The sequence below is a fragment of the Oceanobacillus sp. FSL K6-0118 genome (assembly GCF_038006665.1).
Classification (GTDB): Bacteria; Bacillota; Bacilli; order Bacillales; family Amphibacillaceae; genus Oceanobacillus; species Oceanobacillus caeni.
In genome coordinates this window covers 57,354-74,801 of sequence record NZ_JBBOVR010000001.1, presented here as the reverse complement: position 1 = coordinate 74,801, position 17,448 = coordinate 57,354, and the positions used below count along the sequence as shown (strand labels likewise).

Here is a 17,448-nt window from a genome sequence, read left to right as displayed (position 1 = left end):
ATTGAAATGTACTTGATAAGATAGTTGGAAAAGAACTTTTAGATTGTTGAAGGTGTCAAAGGTATTTAGAAAGAAAGCAAGGCTTGGTTCTAAAAATGAACCAAGCCTTTGTAATTAAGTTATTACGAGTTTTTGTTATTTTGGGTATAAGTAATATGTTTTACACACCATACGGGAATAGTATGAATGCTTACAATTAATGTCGCTTACTCAACCAAAGTACACCCGACTTCGCTAATCTAGGTAAAAAGCCAATCATTGGGTAGGTCATCATATTTCCAAATCCATCTGATTTACCTAGTGAACCTAATGTTCCTTTTAGTTTAATTTGTTTTGGCTTTTTCGGTTCCTTATCGTGGAGCACCGCAAGTAAAATCTCCGCAATTTGTTCACCTTGTTGCATTGCCAATTGTGCACTTGGTGAATGTTCGGACGCTACACAATCCCCCAACACATATACATTAGGCTGTGTTGGTACTTGGTAAAATTCATTCGTCTTTATTTTCTCATGTTTATCCTTTTCAAAAGGAAGTTCTCTAACTAAATAATTAGGTCGTACTCCTGCCGTCCAAATGGTTACATCGTTAAGATAGCATACCCCGTTATTACAAACCCCATCTTTTTCAACATATTCTACATTGGAGTGATGGACCACGTCCACATTATTTTCAATAAACCATTTTTCAACGTATTCTTGTATTTTAGAATCAAATGCTTTTAGTACGGTTGGTCCACGATCTAACAGTTTAATATTTAAATCTGGTCTACTTTCTCTTATTTCTGATGCAACCTCGATTCCACTAAGTCCAGCACCAATTACAGAAACTTTTCCATAAGGTTTTAAATTGGCGACTTGTAGCCCTGCGTCACATGCTTTTGCAAAGGTTTGAACACTTTTGGTAAATTCCTCAGCCCCAGGAACCCCATGATAGTTGTCTTCACAACCTAAGCCGATGACTAAATAATCAAACGGGAGATTTTCATCTTCATCATCAAAAATAATTTGCTGATTTTCTATATCTATTTTGGATACCTCTCGGAAAAGATAGGTAACACGATCATCTTCTGGAAAACTTACACGTACGTCTGTTTCAGCAGAAGTACCAGCAGCGATGGCATAAAATTCAGTTTTTAGTGATCTAAATGGATTACGATCCACAACATAGATTTGTAAATCTATTGGCAATTGATGATCTAATAAACCATTTAATACTTTAATACCGCCATAGCCCCCACCTAAAATAACTAGCCTTTTCATTTTCCTACCCCCAATGTTGTTATCGCACTATGTTCCATTTAATAGATTAACAAAATTTTGATATAGTGTCACTTTATTAAGGACTTAAAAATAACGATATCCCTAATAAATCAAGGTCATGCTATACTATGAATGCATATATAAATACAACTCTTAATTAATATTTTCCATTTTTCAGGAGGTTATTATGGAGAAATTAAATTTCCCTACTTTGTTAGATGTCATAGGGGAGCTTTTTTCTGATGAAATATCGATAGCAGTAACAAATACAAAGGAATATATTTATTACCGCAGGAGTAAGCGTATTGATTTGAAAATTAAACCTGGTGACCCCATCAAGGAAGGAACGATTGCCTATAAAGCAATATCTTCCAAACAAAAGGTTTCTGAATTTATCAATCGAGAGGTTTATGGGATCCCATATCATGGAATGGCTGTTCCTTTTCATCAGGATACGGAGTTAGTTGGCTGTGTATTAGCGATTTATCCGGCTTATACGGAAGGTAAATCTGTCGTAACTATGAAAACAAGTGATGGATGGAAACCCGTCCCATTTGAAATGGTCCAATACATAGAAACAAAAGATCGAAAAACACATATCTACTCAAAGGAATATGAAGGGACTCATTCCAATACGTTGCAAGAATTTGAATATCTTTTGCCTCGTAAACACTTTATACGCTGTCACCGTTCATTTGTCGTGAACGTAAATCATATCAAGCACATTTATCCGGATACACATTCTACCTTTTTTCTGGAAATGGGTAATGGTGCCAAAATACCTGTAAGTCAATCCTACTCCAGTTATTTTAGAAAGCTATTGGGGTTCTAATTTTCCTTTTCATAAAACAGCATATAGCAACTAAGGCATTTGCCTAAAGGATTGGCAAATGCCGATTGTTCTAAACGGAAAAATGCTGGATTATTCCGTTAGTATAATGATTTAGACCTATATTTCTTGTTTTATCCTGTTTTCCCCTAAATGGATATGTAAGCGCTTATAATGGTGTTGACCATAATATGTGGGGGGATGAGGATGCAGGAGAAAATTCAAAGGATTAAAGCCCCGCAGTTAGTTAATCGAGTTGTTACAGCGGAAGAGGCGGCAACTTGGATTGAAGATGGAATGACATTGGGGTTAAGTGGTTTTACACGTGCAGGTGATGCGAAAGCTGTACCAACCGCGCTCGTGAATAGGGCAGAAGCAGGAGAGCGGTTTAAAGTAAATGTGTATACAGGCGCTTCATTAGGATCTAACATTGATAAGATGTTTGCCGAAGCTGGAATCGTAAACAAACGATTACCCTTTCAAGCTGAACCTGTTATGAGAAATAAAATTAATACTGGGGAGCACTTCTTTGTAGATCAGCATTTATCCCATACTTCAGAATTACTTAGGGCAGGCGCAATTGATTCAATTGATTACGCTATTTTAGAAGCGATTATGGTTACAGAGGATGGATTGCTTATTCCTAGTACGTCCATTGGGAATTCACAAGCGTTTGCTGAATTTGCTGATAACATTATTATCGAAATTAATACAGCACAGCCAGTAGAGTTAGAAGGAATACATGATTTATACAGTCCGAATCAACAAGGGGATAGGGAACCAATCCCTTTAACCCAACCTAATCAACGAATTGGAACAATGGGGATTCCACTTGATATGGATAAGGTGAAAGGGATTGTATTTACTCACCAATTAGATTCACCATCTACTATCGTTGCACCTGATGAAGAAACACAAATGATTGCGGGTCACTTATTAGACTTCTTACGGGAAGAAGTGAAAGCTGGAAGACTATCAGAAAGTCTTATGCCATTACAATCTGGTATTGGGTCTGTAGCTAATGCGGTTCTTCACGGAATGATTGATTCAGAGTTTCATGATTTAGTTGTTTATTCTGAAGTTCTGCAAGATGCTGTTTTCGACCTCATTGATGCAGGAAAGGTAAACTTTGCATCAGCCTGTTCCTTAACATTATCCGAGGATAAAATGAAACAGGTATTTGGTGAATTCGAGAAATATCGTGATAAGTTAATCTTACGTCCACAAGAGATTTCCAATCATCCAGAAATTATCCGTAGACTCGGGTTGATTGCTATTAATACGGCGTTGGAATTTGATATTTACGGAAATGTTAATTCAACGCATGTTAGTGGGACGAGGATGATGAATGGTATCGGTGGATCAGGGGATTTTGCTAGAAACTCGAGATTAGGAATTTTTGTAACTAAATCAATCGCAAAGGGTGGCGATATATCTAGTATCGTACCTTATGTATCACATGTCGACCATACCGAACATGATGTAGATGTTGTTGTTACGGAACAAGGATATGCAGATTTAAGAGGGCTTGCACCAAGGGAACGTGTACCACTAATTATTGAAAATTGCGCGCATCCTATGTATCGTGAACAGCTTTGGGAATATTATAATGAAGCACTGGAACGGGGAGGGCAGACCCCACATGTGCTTGAAAAAGCATTCTCATGGCATATAAGCTTTAAAGAGCATGGAACGATGAAGATGCCATTAAAAGCTCAAATATAAGGTTTTATGATCATTTAAAAGGGGTTTAATTATAATACGGAATATTAGAGACTGATTTTCTCTTGGGGGAGAGAGGATCAGTCTCTATTTTTCAACTTTAGACTTGTTCTTGAAAGGATTTAGGGATATACAATTTTAAATCTACTTTTATTCACGAATGACTATATATTTATGCTAGTAATTGCTATCTCGAAACGTATTCTTTACAATGAAAAAAGAATGTTGGAATAAAGGAGTACATAATGAGTAAAAACCAATCGCTACCGTTTACCGTTTCGAAAACGGAGAATTTCTTTGAAAGACTGGGTGATTATGTTGGGGACGTATTTTATGATATTCTCCCAGAACAAGGCTATGAACTTCGAGACGAACAAATATATATGGCATTTCAACTAGAGCAAGCTTTTAAGAATAAGAGAGCTATCTTTGCTGAAGCAGGTGTTGGTACAGGGAAAACATTTGTTTATCTTATCTATGCGATTTGTTATGCACGTTATATGGGAAGACCGGCCATCATCTCTTGTGCGGATGAAACATTAATAGAACAGCTTGTGAAAAAAGGCGGAGATATAGAAAAGCTGGAAAAAGCATTAGGAATTAATGTCGATGTAAGGTTGGCAAAGTCACGGGAACAATATGTTTGTGTGCGAAAACTAGATGCATTGATAGACAATACTGATGACGAGGACATCATGAAGGTATATGATGCTATTCCGGAATTTGTTTTCGATTCGAAGTCCAAAGTAAAAACCTTTGAACGATATGGGGATCGGAAGGAATATCCTTGGGTTTCGGATGAGACCTGGGAGAAAATTGCCTGGGACCCATTGCAACAATGCCCTACTTGTGAGTGGAGACATCGCAGTGGTCAGACGTTGAATAGGGAATATTACCGACATGCTAGCGATATTATCATTTGTTCACATGACTTTTATATGGAGCATATTTGGACAAAGGAATCCCGAAAACGTGAAGGGCAGTTGCCACTTTTACCTGAGGCTAGTTCTGTTATTTTTGATGAAGGTCATTTATTAGAATTCGCAGCTCAAAAAGGATTAACGTACCGATATAACCTCGACACGATCACAAAAGTATTGACGGGATATATAGGACAAGATGTACGTGAGGAATCCTTATTATTAGTGGAAGATATCTTAATGGATAATGATATATTATTCGATAAGTTAGCCGACACAGCCCGTGTTGTTGAAGGTTCTAATAGGCAGGAGATCACCCTAACGAATGAAATCCTTGAGGATATTAAAAAGCTTGATGCAAAGGTCAATCAATTATTAGAAGAGCTCGTCTTTGATTCAGAATTATTTACAATCGATGATTATTATATCAAGATTATTGAGGAGTTTTTGGAGTTTTTCTCCCATGGATTACGTACGATTTTAAAAGATGATGAGGGCATTTATTGGTTAGAGGAAATTCAAGATACGACAAGTCTTGTCATTATGCCGCGCCTTGTGGAAGATGTACTTAAAAAAGAAGTGTTCACACAAAAGATCCCGTTTGTATTTTCATCTGCCACCCTTTCTTATCAAGGAGATTTTTCTTACACCGCCAAGAGTCTAGGCATAGAAAACGTGGACTCTTTTTCCGTGGCATCGCCATTTGATTATGAAAAACAAATGCAAATTTTTGGGTCAGTAAATAGGGATGATAAGTGGGATAAAATGATTTCGTCCATCAATGAAAATAATGGAAGTTCATTATTATTGTTTTCTTCAAGAGAGGAAATGGATGAATTCCGCCGTTTTATCCATAACAGGGATATACCTTTCACGATCCTTTTCGAAGGGGATCAAGAAATAAGTGAAATGGTAAGGCGATTTCAAGTAGATGAAACAGCTGTACTATGTTCGTATCATTTATGGGAAGGTCTTGATGTTCCTGGAAAGTCACTTACACAAGTGATCATTTCCTCTCTTCCATTCCCACCAAATGACCCTGTTTTTAAAGCGAAAAGAAAACATGCAAATGATCCTGAAAAGGAAGTAGACTTGCCATACATGTTACTACGCTTACGACAAGGTATTGGTAGATTAATTCGTACGAGTGAGGATAGTGGGGTCGTACATATTTGGATAAGTGAAGAGGAAAAACAGGAATACTTGCAGGAACTTAAAGCAGTATTGCCAGTGGAAATTAAATTTTAATGAAAATGCAAAATGAGCATCTGATAAAAAGATACTCATTTTGCATTTTCATTATTTGGCCAAACTTATAAAATGATAAAGTATCTTTGCGGTTAATCCCCAAACGACTCTTCCATCATATTGATAAAACATTTCATTCACATGCCGCATTTGCCATTGGTAGTCCTCTCCACCAATAATTAAATCGAATGGGAAGTCATCAGCCGGCTTTACTTCAAAATGTACTTTATATATTTCTGGTTCGTTCTCTAGAAAATAGTTCAAAGGAATGGTAAATACTTCTTCAACCTCATCCTTATTTGGAATAATTTCCTCGGGATATTTAATTTTGCCGACATATGGGTAAATGATACGCCCCATATCGGCAACAACATAATCCAGTGGAAAGACGTCAACTATATCCGTGTTTTTGATACCTAATTCCTCTGTTGTCTCTCGAACCGCGCAGTGCATAGGCGTCTGGTCTTCTTCATCAATCCTGCCGCCTGGAAAACATATATCACCTGGCTGTCTCCGTAAATTCATGGATCTTACCTCGAATAATATATGTGATTCATGATTTACTTCAACAAGAGGAAGCAGTACAGCAGACTTAAAAAAATGTTCTTCCCCTAAAATAGAGGGTTCTCTATTTTTAAGCTTTTGTATCATTTGGTTTATATCCATCTTTCTCCCCCTTTCCCATCTTTATAATCTATTATACAGAAAATACTGTGAAGTGCTTATGGCTAATTCAATAGTCCCTGTTGAAAGGCATAGCTTGTTAGTTGAACTCGATTTTCTAAATGAAGCTTACTTAATATATTTTTCAAATGACTTTTAACCGTATGCTCCGAAATAAAAAGTGACTCGGAAATTTCTCTGTTGGAAAAACCTTTGGCTACTAATTGTAGCACCTCCATTTCCCGGGTGGATAAAGGTGTTTTCTTTATAGTCTTGGTTTTGTTTTGAGGGAATTCCTTTAAAATCTGAAAGGCGATTTCTTTGGACATTGGTACTTCATCTAAGGCAAAGGCACGTAAATGTTCACTCCATGCTTCTGGTTGAATATTTTTTAATAAATAACCCTGAGCTCCTTTCTTTAATGCATCAAACAAGTCGGTGATATCATCAGATACGGTAATCATGACAATTTTTACGTAGGGGAATTTGAGTTTGATTCTTTTGGTTGCTTCTAAACCGTCCATTACGGGCATTTGAATATCCATGAGAATAATGTCGGGCATTAATTCTTCAGTTAGTTTAATTGCTTCTTCTCCGTTCTTTCCTTCTCCTACAATAACAAAGTCGGTGTGTTCTTCTAAGATTTCTCGAATAGCTTCTCTTGCGTGGGCATGATCGTCTACGATTAATATTCGAAAGGGTTGCATCTATATGTTCTCCTTTTTTAATTCGATGATTGTCTGATTATCCATTCTTTTCATAGAAAAATCCCATTCCATATCTTTGGCTCTATCTTTAATGATTTGTAGTCCATAGCCTTTTTTAGATTGAATCGTTTTATTTGTGAAACCTATTCCTTGATCCCTAATTTGGCAAGTCCATCCATTATCTATTTCCTTTGCATGAATCCATACTTGATTCGTCTTTGCGTGTTTAATCACATTTACAACGGCTTCCTTTATACAGGCGAAAATCTCCACTTTCTCTTTTGGCGATAATGTATTTTCTTTAATTTCCCACTCTAACTGAACATCCATTAAATGTTGATTTTTTAATTCCGCTACGTACTGATAAATAGTTTCTGTCCAATTAAATGGTTCTTCATTTGGTATATACTTCAAATTTGTAATCGCCTGACGAGTATCTTCATGAATATGTTGTAAGGTTTGTTTGATTTTTTGAAAATCTGGATCATCTTTGAGGTCATTATTCCTACCAAATTTATTCACTTTAACAGACAATAGAAACAACGATTGAGCAATTCCATCATGGAGTTCCCTAGCTAATTTTTCTCTCTCAATTAGTGCGGCCTTTTTAGTCTTCTCCTGCCTTAGTTCCTCTTGAATTTTTTCTAAAATCGAAAATAAGTGACGTAAAAAGACGAGTGTAACAATAAAAACTAGTATAGGGGAAAGAATATTCCCCATGTCCATTGAAATATAAGAAAGTAGAAATTTATGACGGATATATTCCCACAAGGCAATGGTGATAGTTGGTATCGTTAAAATGAGCCATTTAATCTGTTTATATTTCATGTCTTCACCGCCTTTTGGCAAAGTAAGTTTTAGTTTATCTTATCATTTATTCGAACTTTATTAATAATTTTCCCCTTAAATCACTCTTTTGGGGGATTATTTCATATTGCAATTTTAATTTATAATGTTTGATGTAACTTGAATCACGAAATAATGATTCATAAAGTTGCTTATACAAATAAGGGAGGAATTACTTTGAAACGTATATTTACAACAGTAGCGGTATTTTTATGTGCTATGTGTATTTCTACTACTGTGTTTGCTCACTCACATTTATCGGAATCCAATCCAACAGATGGTGACGTTCTATCAGAGCCATTAAGTGAAATTGTTCTTGAATTTGATGGTGATATTGAACAAGGTAGCTTTATGGATGTTACAACCACAGATGGGAAAGATGTTGAACTCGAAGAAATTATTATTAATGAAAGTACATTGACAGGTACGGTTGCTGAGCCACTTACAAATGGGGATTTTCAGGTAAATTGGAATATTATTAGTGCAGATGGTCACCCAATGGAAGGGGAGTTCTCATTTACCGTTGATTCCGAAGTTCCTGAATCAAGGGAAGAGGTAACTGAAGACCCTGTTGAAACAGAAGAGACAGAGGTTGGAGACGCGACAGAAACAGCCGAACAAACAACGGATGATGAAGAATCATCTTCTATGACAACCATTCTTATTGTCATTTTAGTTGTTATTGTTATCGTTGGTTTCATCTTACTTATTAAAAGGAAGAAATAGTGAATGGATATCGTAGTGATGGTAAGTCAGGTACTTTTATATGTATGTTTTTCGGTTTTACTAGGGAGCTTTTTACTATTACTTGTGCCAAGCAATAATCGTCCTGAAGTAATTATTCGAAAGCGTATGTTATTTATTAGTGCCATAACACTACCGATTTTCGCCTTTATTCCTGTCCTTGATATTATTGTATTGATTGCACCGCGCTTAGGTTTATTTGAATCAATCAAAATTGTGTTAACCACCTACTCAGTAGGGAATGCATGGAACTTTACGCTTTTCGGTTCCGCTATTTTAGTATTTTTAATCGTTGTTGCTAGGTCTAACGAGAAGCGTATTTTCGCCTTTTTAGGGATGATTCTAACAGTTGGATTAATACTTACTATTGCTTGGTCCAGCCATGCGGGGTCTATTAATCCAACTACAGGGATAATAAGCCACTTTGTCCATCTCACTGCAGTTAGCCTATGGGTAGGTATTCTGTTTGTTGTTGGCTGGTGTGCGATCAATTATAATAATTGGATTGAATTTTTAAGCTGGTTTTCACAGGTTGCTTTTGGGTGTTTAGTTGCGACAGGTCTTAGTGGTTTGTTATTAACAGATGTATTAGTCGAAGGATATACGGATGCATGGATGGTTTCATACGGACAAGGGTTATTAATCAAACATTTATTCTTACTACCACTTGTCTTTTATGCATTCATTAATGGTTTTATCGTGAAATATAAACTGTCCAACGATGCGACATTTAATCCTATTCCTTGGGTTCGAGTGGAGAGTCTTATATTATTTGTCATCTTTATGATTACAGCTGTATTTTCACAGCAATCACCACCCCATGGTAACTATTTAACAAGTGATGTAGTATCGCCTATTTTCCGTTTGTTTCAAAATGGGATTATCGACTCAAGTAGTACCATCGGGTTGGATATAAATTTAAATACTGTACTTTTACTTATCCTATCTATTTTATTTACGGGGTTGATGGTATTATCATTTTATAAAAAGGCATCACTTATTGTATCTTTTCTATTTAGTTGCCTATTTGTAATGAGTATATACTCCATGTTAATGACGGCTGTAGTAGTTCGCTAAAATGCTTATTTTGTTGGATAAAACAGTCCTTATAAATTATGAAAGAAAGATCATGTTTTGATAAGTTTTTTAAACATGATCTTTCTTTTTGTTTTGTTCATTTTAATTTAAAACAAGCGCTCTTCTAAACTGACATACAGGAGGTGCAAAAACCAAACATTAATAGATTGCGAACAACTATTCCTAAGGAAATTGGGGGAAAAGGAGAAGTTATAGTGACATATTATTTAAAATATGTCATAATAACCATATGATAAAAATTTCTACCAAAGAGGTGTTGCAGATGAAGCATGTATACACTGGTAAAACGAAAGATGTATTTGAACTAGAAGATGGAAATTATTTATTAAAGTTTAAAGATGACGTTACCGGTGAGGATGGTGTTTTTGACCCCGGTGCAAATTCAGTAGGGCTATCCATGGAAGGTGCTGGTAAGGCAGGATTAACATTAACACAATTTTTCTTTGAAAAACTAAAAGAAAGAAATATTCCAACTCATTATATAGATGCGGATATTGAAAAACAAGAAATGAAGGTTGCACCAGCTACTGTATTTGGCAATGGACTAGAAGTTATTTGTCGTTTCCGTGCTGTCGGAAGTTTCTTAAGAAGGTATGGGGCATATGTAGAAGAAGGGCAACCCCTTGATGCATTCGTTGAAGTTACGATTAAGGACGACGAACGTCAAGATCCACCGATTAGTAAAGATGCATTAGACATGTTAGGTATTTTAACTACAGATGAATATGAAGTTCTTAAAAGCTTAACAAAAGATATTTCTTATGTCGTGAGAAAGGAATTAGCTAAAAAAGGTATGGAACTTTATGATATTAAGTTAGAATTTGGTAGAAATAAAGCAAATGAAATCATTTTAATAGATGAAATATCTGGTGGAAATATGAGGGTTTATAAAGATGGAAAGTACATTCTTCCATTAGATTTAGAACAATTATTGTTAGGCTAAGGTTTGATTTAGCTTACCTTGAATAATTTGTCGTAATCCAATAGGGTTACGACATTTTTGCGATCAATTTAATATGGGTGACTATCCCTTTTTAACTCTTAATATGACATTTGTCATATTGTTTTCTTGACGTTTATGACTTATATTACTTGCTCGTTTCTTTTAAACTAATAGTAACTTTATTAGTACTGTTCTTAGGAGGAAAAAATGAGCAAACAAAAGCAAGCACAATTAAGAAAAAGTGTTGCTCCATTTGCAACATCTGATGCGAAAATTAGTATTATCCAGATTGTTAATTCGTTTGTACCGTTTTTCTTACTTTGGTTTTTGGCATATCAAAGTCTATCTATCTCATTTTGGTTAAGCCTGCCTTTTTCGATTGTTGCAGCGGGATTTGTTGTCCGGATCTTTATCATTTTCCATGACTGTACGCATATGTCCTTTTTCAAAAGTGGTAAAGCGAATCGTATACTGGGAACGATTACGGGGATTATTACTCATTTTGCTTTTGAAAAGTGGAAACGGGATCATTCCATTCACCATGCTACTAGTAGTAACTTAGATAAACGTGGAACAGGTGATGTTTGGGTCATGACAGTGGATGAGTACACAGAAGCATCTTTTTGGGGGAGATTAGGTTACCGATTGTATCGCAACCCCCTAATTATGTTTGGATTAGGTCCTTTTTATCTTTTCCTCATTTCCAACCGTTTTAATCGTAAAGGTGCAAAACGCAAGGAACGTTGGAATACCTATTTAATTAATGTCTCACTTATTGCTATTTATGCCTTATTGATTTGGCTAATCGGGTGGCAAGCATTATTAATGGTGCAACTACCGATTATATTTATTGCCGGTTCACTTGGTGTTTGGTTGTTTTATGTACAGCATCAATTTGAAGATTCCTATTTTGAGAATGAGGAAGAATGGGATTATGTAAAAGCTGCTGTTGATGGAAGCTCATATTATAAACTTCCAAAAGTCTTGCAATGGTTAACAGGAAATATAGGATTTCACCATGTGCATCATTTAAGTCCGAGAGTTCCGAATTACCAACTGGAAAAAGCGCATGAATCTACTCCGCCATTACAAAAAGCAACAACCATAACATTAAAAACAAGCCTACAATCGATTCGCTTCCGTCTTTATGATCAAGCAAGTCGAACATTCGTAAGTTTTAAAGAATATAAAGCAATGCAAAAGAAAAAGAATTCAAGAGTATCATTAAAAGTAAACACAGCAAAGTTCCAGGAAGAGTAATAAAATGAACCCTTTACAAATTAGTGTAAAGGGTTCCTTTCATAGATTGCTACGCGTATCTTTCACTAATCTGATATACTTATTTAAAAATGAAAGAATGGGTCTTTGAACGGAGGTTTATATGCAAAATTGGTATCATCTTTTTCCTAAAAATACGGGACTAAGTCTATACGCATGGATCATTTTCTGTGTCCTACCATTCTATTTTATTTTCCGGACATTCAGGTGGATGGAAATTTCAATCGGGCTTTTTATGGTTGTTTTATTTTTCGCTACATATCGCTTGGCATTTATTAAAAAAGGTTGGGCTGTTTACGTATCTGTAGGTGTCCAAATGACGATTAGTTTCGTCATGACCATTTATTTTGGATATGTATATTTTTCCTTATTTCTAGCCTTCTTTATCGGTAATATTCAACAAAGGGCAGGTTTTATCACGTTATATATTGTACATGTAGTTACTACCTTAGGGGCTGTTATCCTTGGGTTCATCGTGGATAGTGCAACGTACCTAACGCAACTTCCTTTTGTCATTGTAAGTATTATTGGTGTTATCTTACTACCATTTAATATGTATAACCGTAATAAAAGAGAAAAGTTGGAAAGTGATTTGCAAGATGCCAATGAGCGTATTTCGGAATTATTAGTAGCAGAGGAGCGCCAACGTATTGCACGAGATTTACATGATACATTAGGCCAAAAACTCTCTCTTATCGGCTTAAAAAGTGATCTTGCGGGGAAATTAATTTATCGGGATCCGGATAAAGCAACAAATGAATTAAATGACATCCATCAAACAGCTAGGACAGCATTAAAGGAAGTAAGAGACATAGTTTCTACGATGAGAGCTGTTAAACTGGAGGACGAGATGGTACATATTCAACAAGTATTAAAGGCTGCGCAAATTGATTGTATTATTAATGGAAGTACTCGGCTTTTAGATACACCTTTATTAGTAGAAAATGTTCTAAGTATGTGTTTAAAGGAAGCAGTTACAAATGTTGTAAAACATAGTAAAGCATCTGTTTGTAAAATTTCTATTCTACAATCGGAAAGTGAAATATCCATTACAGTATGGGATAATGGAATTGGAATCACGAACCCTGAGTGGTCAGTTGGGAATGGGTTACGTGGAATGAGTGAAAGATTAGAATTTGTGAACGGAGATTTGAAAGCGGAAGCATTTGAAGGCACGTTAATTACCGTTCAAGTACCAAAAATAACCGGACCAATCAAACGGGAGGGGTAGTATGATTCGTATTGTCATAGCTGAAGATCAAGGAATGCTGCTTGGCGCTCTTGGTGCTCTTCTTGATTTAGAAGAAGATATGGAAGTAGTAGGAAAGGCGAAAAATGGGGAGGAAGCCTTGAAGTTCGTCAAGCAGTATCAACCAGACATTTGTATTATGGATATAGAAATGCCTGTAATGAGTGGATTAGATGCAGCTGAACAATTAGTGGATGATCCTTGTAAAGTAATTATTCTAACAACGTTTGCCCGTTCCGGTTATTTCGATCGTGCTAGAAAGGCGAAAGTCAATGGTTATTTATTAAAAGATAGTCCTAGTGAAGAACTAGCAAATTCTATACGGACTATCATGAGTGGCAGAAAAGTATATGCACCTGAGTTAGTGGATATGGCCTATGAAGAAGAGAATCCTTTGACTGAGAGAGAGGAGCAAGTTATTAAGTTAATTGCAGATGGAAAAAACACGAAAGAAATTGCCAATCAGTTGTTCTTAACAACGGGCACCGTACGTAATTATATCTCGGTTATTCTAGATAAATTGAATGTAAGCAATCGAATAGAGGCAATATCACGCTTTAAGGAAAAAGGATGGTTTAAGTAATCTTTTCGCAGACAGGAAAGTTTAGAAATAAATACTGCATAAGTTTACTCACAAAAATTGGGGGAGGTAATGGTAATGAAACATGCCATTTATCAGATGAATGTTGTAGCTGGGAAACCGGAGGAAAACAGACAAAAAGTTGAAAATTGGGTAAAAGAAACAGTGAAGAAAGAGAAACCGGACACTATTATTCTACCAGAAATGTGGACGACAGCATATACTCTTCCTGAATTGGATGCGTTAGCCGACATAGACGGTGAACCAACCACATCTTTTCTAAAAGAACTAGCAAAAACCTATCAAATCAATATTATTGGTGGTTCTTTTGCAAATAAAAAGGATGGAAAGTTCTACAATACGAGTATCGTTCTTAATCGCCAAGGAGAGGTAGTTTATACTTACGATAAGATTCACCTTGTCCCTATGTTAGATGAACCTAAATATTTAACTGGTGGTCAGAAGAAGGCAAAAGTATTTGAATTAGACGGTATAAAAATGGGACTTATTATTTGTTATGACTTAAGATTTCCGGAATTGGCAAGAAGTTTGGCACTACAAGGTGCACAAATTTTATACGTTGTTGCGGAATGGCCAACAGCCCGCAAAGAACATTGGAAAGCACTTCAGATCGCAAGGGCAATCGAAAATCAATTTTATGTTGTGTCTTGTAACAGTGTTGGCTCTTATGATGGCGAGGACTTCGCCGGCACTTCCATGGTAATAGACCCATGGGGGAATCACCTGCAAGTTGGTAGTGAGGAGACAGAAGAAACCATCGTTGAATCCGTTTCATTAGAATCCGTACCTGAAATACGCCAAAACGTTCCCATCTTTTCAAGCCGAAGACCAGAGATGTATGATGAATATTGAATCCGAATGAAACATGTATTGCGCAAAGACAGGATGGTAAGATGTCGGAAGTAGCTTCAAAAACTCTAGGTGGATAAAAAAATACCCGTGGCTTTTACTGGCCACGGGTATTTTCTAATCCATTAGTTCCGATATAATTTCATAAGAACGTAAGCGATCTTCAAGATGATAGATTTGTGAGCTAATAATTAATTCATCTGCTTGTGTTACTTCTTGGATTCTTTCAAGCTTTCTTTTTACTGTCTCAGGACTACCAATAATCGTTGTATTCGGATCAAGTGATTCTTCCACAGCTGCCTTTTCAAGAGGAGACCAAACATCATCCATATTCTTAACTGGTGGCTGCAGTTTGGAACTGATCCCTTTACGAATATTTAAAAATTGCATTTGATGAGAGGAAGCTAAATACTGTGCCTTTTCATCTGTTTCAGCTGCAATAACATTAACGCCAATCATTGCATGTGGTTTTTCTAACGTTTCAGACGGTTTAAAGTTATCGCGATATAACTTAAGCGCTTGGAGTAAATAAGCTGGTGCGAAATGGCTTGCGAATGAGAAATACAGCCCTTTTTCAGCCGCTAGTCTTGCACTAAAATCGCTAGAACCTAGTAGCCAAATAGGGATATTCAAGCCTTGTCCAGGGATAGCTCGTACCCTTGATATTGGTTCTTCTTTAAAGTAGTCTTGTAACTCATTGACTTGCATTGGAAACTCCTCAGGCCCCATATTTAACGTTCTACGTAATGCGTAAGCAGTTGCCTGGTCTGTCCCTGGTGCTCGTCCTAAACCTAGGTCGATACGTCCTGGATACAAGGATTCTAATGTTCCAAATTGTTCTGCCACCACGATGGTTGCATGGTTAGGTAGCATCACTCCACCTGAACCAATACGCATATAATTTGTCTTTTCCGCAATATGACCAATTAGAATAGAAGTAGCGGAGCTTGCAATTCCAGGCATATTATGATGTTCTGCTAGCCAATAACGATTATATCCCCATTTTTCAGCATGTTGTGCAAGTTCTACACTTTCTTTAAAGGAATCTGCCGCTGTGCTTCCTTCCACAATTGGTGCTAAATCTAGAATAGATAATGGTATATCATTAAACTTTCTTGCTCTTGCATGTATGCTCATTCTATTCACCTCAATAAGTGTTTTCTTAATAAGCAATGATAAAGACTTCCTCTGGTAGAGTCCAATTTTTAGCTTAAGAAAGGCTTGACTAAAGTTTAAAGGCCTGATAAATCAATATTTATCAGGCCCTTAAGGTGTTGCGATATTTGCTGTTATTTACTTCATATGTTTACAGTAGCCCATCGATTTGGCTATTTAAGTTCCTTTATAACTTGTTGAATCTCTTCATCTAAAGCAGTCTGAAGCTTTCTGAAATTAGATGAGATGGTTGTAGCTGATGTTTCGTATTCTTTTGCGACTTCACTTTGAGTAACTTCATTTTCTAGAATTAGATTTTGAACGAGGTAATCTAATGCTCCAGCATACCCTGCTGCCTTTTTAAAATTAGGGTTTTCATTTTTGCAATAGACGTTCCATAGTTGTTCTCCGATGCTTGTATATTTTCCCTCGATGTTTTTCATCCGCATGTGATTGGTAAACTCTTGTACAACATGTTCATGCAAGGGATTATCCCACTCCAACTTCTCATCTTCCTCTTGTTCATCCAACGTAAGAATTTCCGCTAGAAAATCGGGATAATGTTGAACGAGGGAACCGTATTTTTTCGTATATCGGGATGCGATATCGATTACTTGATTCTTCTTAGCATCTCCAAGTAGAACCATCGTGGAGAAGAATTCATATTTCTGAACATATGGAACTAGTATACCGACAGCAAGGTTACCTTCATTTAGCATTTCTGCGTTTCTATAGGCGATATGGAATAATTCATTAGAAACAACATTGCGTAAAGTTATCTTGTTTTCCTGTTCACTTTTCGACATGATTTCGAAAACGCCTGGTTTATATTGATCCCATTTCGAAAATGTTTCTACTACCTTTTTGTATTTTATATTAGACTTATACTTTTCATAGAAGGCATTAAAAGGGGTTTGTTTATTTTCTATAAACGGTACATTAAAGACAGTCCATAATGAAATACTCTTAATATAAATATCTGATCGTTCATCATCTTCTTTAATAAAGGGTTGATGGAAGTCGCTAACAGCCTCGATAAAAGCATCCTGGTGTTTAAATTTAGTAAAGTTTATAAGTTCTGTATGTAATTTATCTAATTCTATATTATAAAGGTCTGGGCTAAAAGCAATTACATTAGAAGCGCCACAACATTTTTTGTATTTTTTACCACTCCCACAGGGACATGGATCGTTTCTTCGTATTTTACTCATATTTCATATACCTACTTTATCTATTAGTATTATCTTTAATTATGAATTAAACCTTGTATTCCTTCAAGTATTTCATTAGACTCATGTATTGTAAAATATACAATAGAGTTCCCCATAATATCCACTA

16 protein-coding genes are annotated in these 17,448 nt (G+C 36.1%); 10 read left to right on the top strand and 6 right to left on the bottom strand.

Annotated features, from left to right (window positions below; all coding sequences use genetic code 11):
* Positions 1–196: 196 nt before the first annotated feature.
* Positions 197–1,258 carry an NAD(P)/FAD-dependent oxidoreductase gene (locus MHI02_RS00305; protein WP_047185179.1) on the bottom strand — a complete coding sequence of 354 codons (1,062 nt, stop codon included), beginning with the start codon at positions 1,256–1,258 and terminating at the stop codon, positions 197–199.
* A 187-nt stretch (positions 1,259–1,445) separates the two neighbouring features.
* Between MHI02_RS00305 and MHI02_RS00300 the strand changes: the two genes are divergently transcribed.
* The 3 genes from MHI02_RS00300 (at position 1,446) to MHI02_RS00290 (ending at position 5,977) form a co-directional block, all read left to right on the top strand.
* Positions 1,446–2,090 carry a LytTR family DNA-binding domain-containing protein gene (locus MHI02_RS00300; RefSeq protein ID WP_047185178.1) on the top strand — a complete coding sequence of 215 codons (645 nt, stop codon included), beginning with the start codon at positions 1,446–1,448 and terminating at the stop codon, positions 2,088–2,090.
* Between the two features lie 204 nt (positions 2,091–2,294).
* Complete coding sequence (locus MHI02_RS00295) at positions 2,295–3,812, top strand: acetyl-CoA hydrolase/transferase family protein (protein WP_341165558.1); 1,518 nt, start codon at positions 2,295–2,297, stop codon at positions 3,810–3,812.
* Between the two features lie 242 nt (positions 3,813–4,054).
* A complete protein-coding gene (locus MHI02_RS00290) occupies positions 4,055–5,977 on the top strand; it encodes an ATP-dependent DNA helicase (protein WP_341165557.1) in 1,923 nt (640 codons plus the stop codon).
* A gap of 51 nt (positions 5,978–6,028) precedes the next feature.
* Here the strand turns inward: MHI02_RS00290 and MHI02_RS00285 are convergent, their stop codons facing one another.
* The 3 genes from MHI02_RS00285 to MHI02_RS00275 form a co-directional block, all read right to left on the bottom strand.
* On the bottom strand, positions 6,029–6,643 hold the full coding sequence (locus MHI02_RS00285; protein WP_341165556.1) for an NUDIX hydrolase: 615 nt from the start codon (positions 6,641–6,643) through the stop codon (positions 6,029–6,031).
* Positions 6,644–6,705: 62 nt separating this feature from the next.
* Positions 6,706–7,347 (bottom strand): response regulator, encoded by a 642-nt coding sequence (locus MHI02_RS00280; protein WP_047185174.1) that lies wholly within the window; start codon positions 7,345–7,347, stop codon positions 6,706–6,708.
* Positions 7,348–8,175 carry a sensor histidine kinase gene (locus MHI02_RS00275; RefSeq protein WP_047185173.1) on the bottom strand — a complete coding sequence of 276 codons (828 nt, stop codon included), beginning with the start codon at positions 8,173–8,175 and terminating at the stop codon, positions 7,348–7,350.
* Between the two features lie 195 nt (positions 8,176–8,370).
* Between MHI02_RS00275 and MHI02_RS00270 the strand changes: the two genes are divergently transcribed.
* The 7 genes from MHI02_RS00270 (at position 8,371) to MHI02_RS00240 (ending at position 14,958) form a co-directional block, all read left to right on the top strand.
* On the top strand, positions 8,371–8,919 hold the full coding sequence (locus MHI02_RS00270) for a copper resistance CopC family protein (protein WP_052771710.1): 549 nt from the start codon (positions 8,371–8,373) through the stop codon (positions 8,917–8,919).
* 3 nt (positions 8,920–8,922) lie between these two features.
* Entirely contained in the window at positions 8,923–10,014 is a 1,092-nt protein-coding gene (locus MHI02_RS00265) for a copper resistance D family protein (protein ID WP_341165555.1), read from the top strand.
* 283 nt (positions 10,015–10,297) lie between these two features.
* Positions 10,298–10,978 carry a phosphoribosylaminoimidazolesuccinocarboxamide synthase gene (locus MHI02_RS00260; RefSeq protein WP_341165554.1) on the top strand — a complete coding sequence of 227 codons (681 nt, stop codon included), beginning with the start codon at positions 10,298–10,300 and terminating at the stop codon, positions 10,976–10,978.
* A gap of 207 nt (positions 10,979–11,185) precedes the next feature.
* Positions 11,186–12,238, top strand: coding sequence for a fatty acid desaturase (locus MHI02_RS00255; protein ID WP_204798385.1), 1,053 nt, complete (start codon positions 11,186–11,188; stop codon positions 12,236–12,238).
* A 121-nt stretch (positions 12,239–12,359) separates the two neighbouring features.
* Positions 12,360–13,487, top strand: a complete 1,128-nt coding sequence (locus tag MHI02_RS00250; protein ID WP_341165553.1) for a sensor histidine kinase — start codon at positions 12,360–12,362, stop codon at positions 13,485–13,487.
* A 1-nt stretch (position 13,488) separates the two neighbouring features.
* Positions 13,489–14,088 (top strand): response regulator transcription factor, encoded by a 600-nt coding sequence (locus MHI02_RS00245; RefSeq protein ID WP_341165552.1) that lies wholly within the window; start codon positions 13,489–13,491, stop codon positions 14,086–14,088.
* A gap of 75 nt (positions 14,089–14,163) precedes the next feature.
* The gene (locus tag MHI02_RS00240; protein WP_257456089.1) at positions 14,164–14,958 is read left to right on the top strand and encodes a carbon-nitrogen family hydrolase; all 795 of its coding nucleotides are present in this window, start codon (positions 14,164–14,166) and stop codon (positions 14,956–14,958) included.
* 114 nt (positions 14,959–15,072) lie between these two features.
* Here the strand turns inward: MHI02_RS00240 and MHI02_RS00235 are convergent, their stop codons facing one another.
* Together MHI02_RS00235 and MHI02_RS00230 are read right to left on the bottom strand one after the other, a co-directional pair.
* Positions 15,073–16,092, bottom strand: coding sequence for an LLM class flavin-dependent oxidoreductase (locus MHI02_RS00235; RefSeq protein WP_047185206.1), 1,020 nt, complete (start codon positions 16,090–16,092; stop codon positions 15,073–15,075).
* 191 nt (positions 16,093–16,283) lie between these two features.
* The gene (locus MHI02_RS00230; RefSeq protein WP_216883746.1) at positions 16,284–17,321 is read right to left on the bottom strand and encodes a YecA family protein; all 1,038 of its coding nucleotides are present in this window, start codon (positions 17,319–17,321) and stop codon (positions 16,284–16,286) included.
* Positions 17,322–17,448 lie beyond the last annotated feature (127 nt).

Coding starts and splice junctions, on each gene's coding strand:
- MHI02_RS00290 (WP_341165557.1), top strand. CDS start 4,055: ATGAGTAAAAACCAATCGCTACCGTTTACCGTTTCGAAAACGGAGAAT.
- MHI02_RS00260 (WP_341165554.1), top strand. CDS start 10,298: ATGAAGCATGTATACACTGGTAAAACGAAAGATGTATTTGAACTAGAA.
- MHI02_RS00285 (WP_341165556.1), bottom strand. CDS start 6,643: ATGGATATAAACCAAATGATACAAAAGCTTAAAAATAGAGAACCCTCT.
- MHI02_RS00300 (WP_047185178.1), top strand. CDS start 1,446: ATGGAGAAATTAAATTTCCCTACTTTGTTAGATGTCATAGGGGAGCTT.
- MHI02_RS00245 (WP_341165552.1), top strand. CDS start 13,489: ATGATTCGTATTGTCATAGCTGAAGATCAAGGAATGCTGCTTGGCGCT.
- MHI02_RS00255 (WP_204798385.1), top strand. CDS start 11,186: ATGAGCAAACAAAAGCAAGCACAATTAAGAAAAAGTGTTGCTCCATTT.
- MHI02_RS00280 (WP_047185174.1), bottom strand. CDS start 7,347: ATGCAACCCTTTCGAATATTAATCGTAGACGATCATGCCCACGCAAGA.
- MHI02_RS00250 (WP_341165553.1), top strand. CDS start 12,360: ATGCAAAATTGGTATCATCTTTTTCCTAAAAATACGGGACTAAGTCTA.
- MHI02_RS00230 (WP_216883746.1), bottom strand. CDS start 17,321: ATGAGTAAAATACGAAGAAACGATCCATGTCCCTGTGGGAGTGGTAAA.
- MHI02_RS00235 (WP_047185206.1), bottom strand. CDS start 16,092: ATGAGCATACATGCAAGAGCAAGAAAGTTTAATGATATACCATTATCT.
- MHI02_RS00295 (WP_341165558.1), top strand. CDS start 2,295: ATGCAGGAGAAAATTCAAAGGATTAAAGCCCCGCAGTTAGTTAATCGA.
- MHI02_RS00305 (WP_047185179.1), bottom strand. CDS start 1,258: ATGAAAAGGCTAGTTATTTTAGGTGGGGGCTATGGCGGTATTAAAGTA.
- MHI02_RS00265 (WP_341165555.1), top strand. CDS start 8,923: ATGGATATCGTAGTGATGGTAAGTCAGGTACTTTTATATGTATGTTTT.
- MHI02_RS00275 (WP_047185173.1), bottom strand. CDS start 8,175: ATGAAATATAAACAGATTAAATGGCTCATTTTAACGATACCAACTATC.
- MHI02_RS00240 (WP_257456089.1), top strand. CDS start 14,164: ATGAAACATGCCATTTATCAGATGAATGTTGTAGCTGGGAAACCGGAG.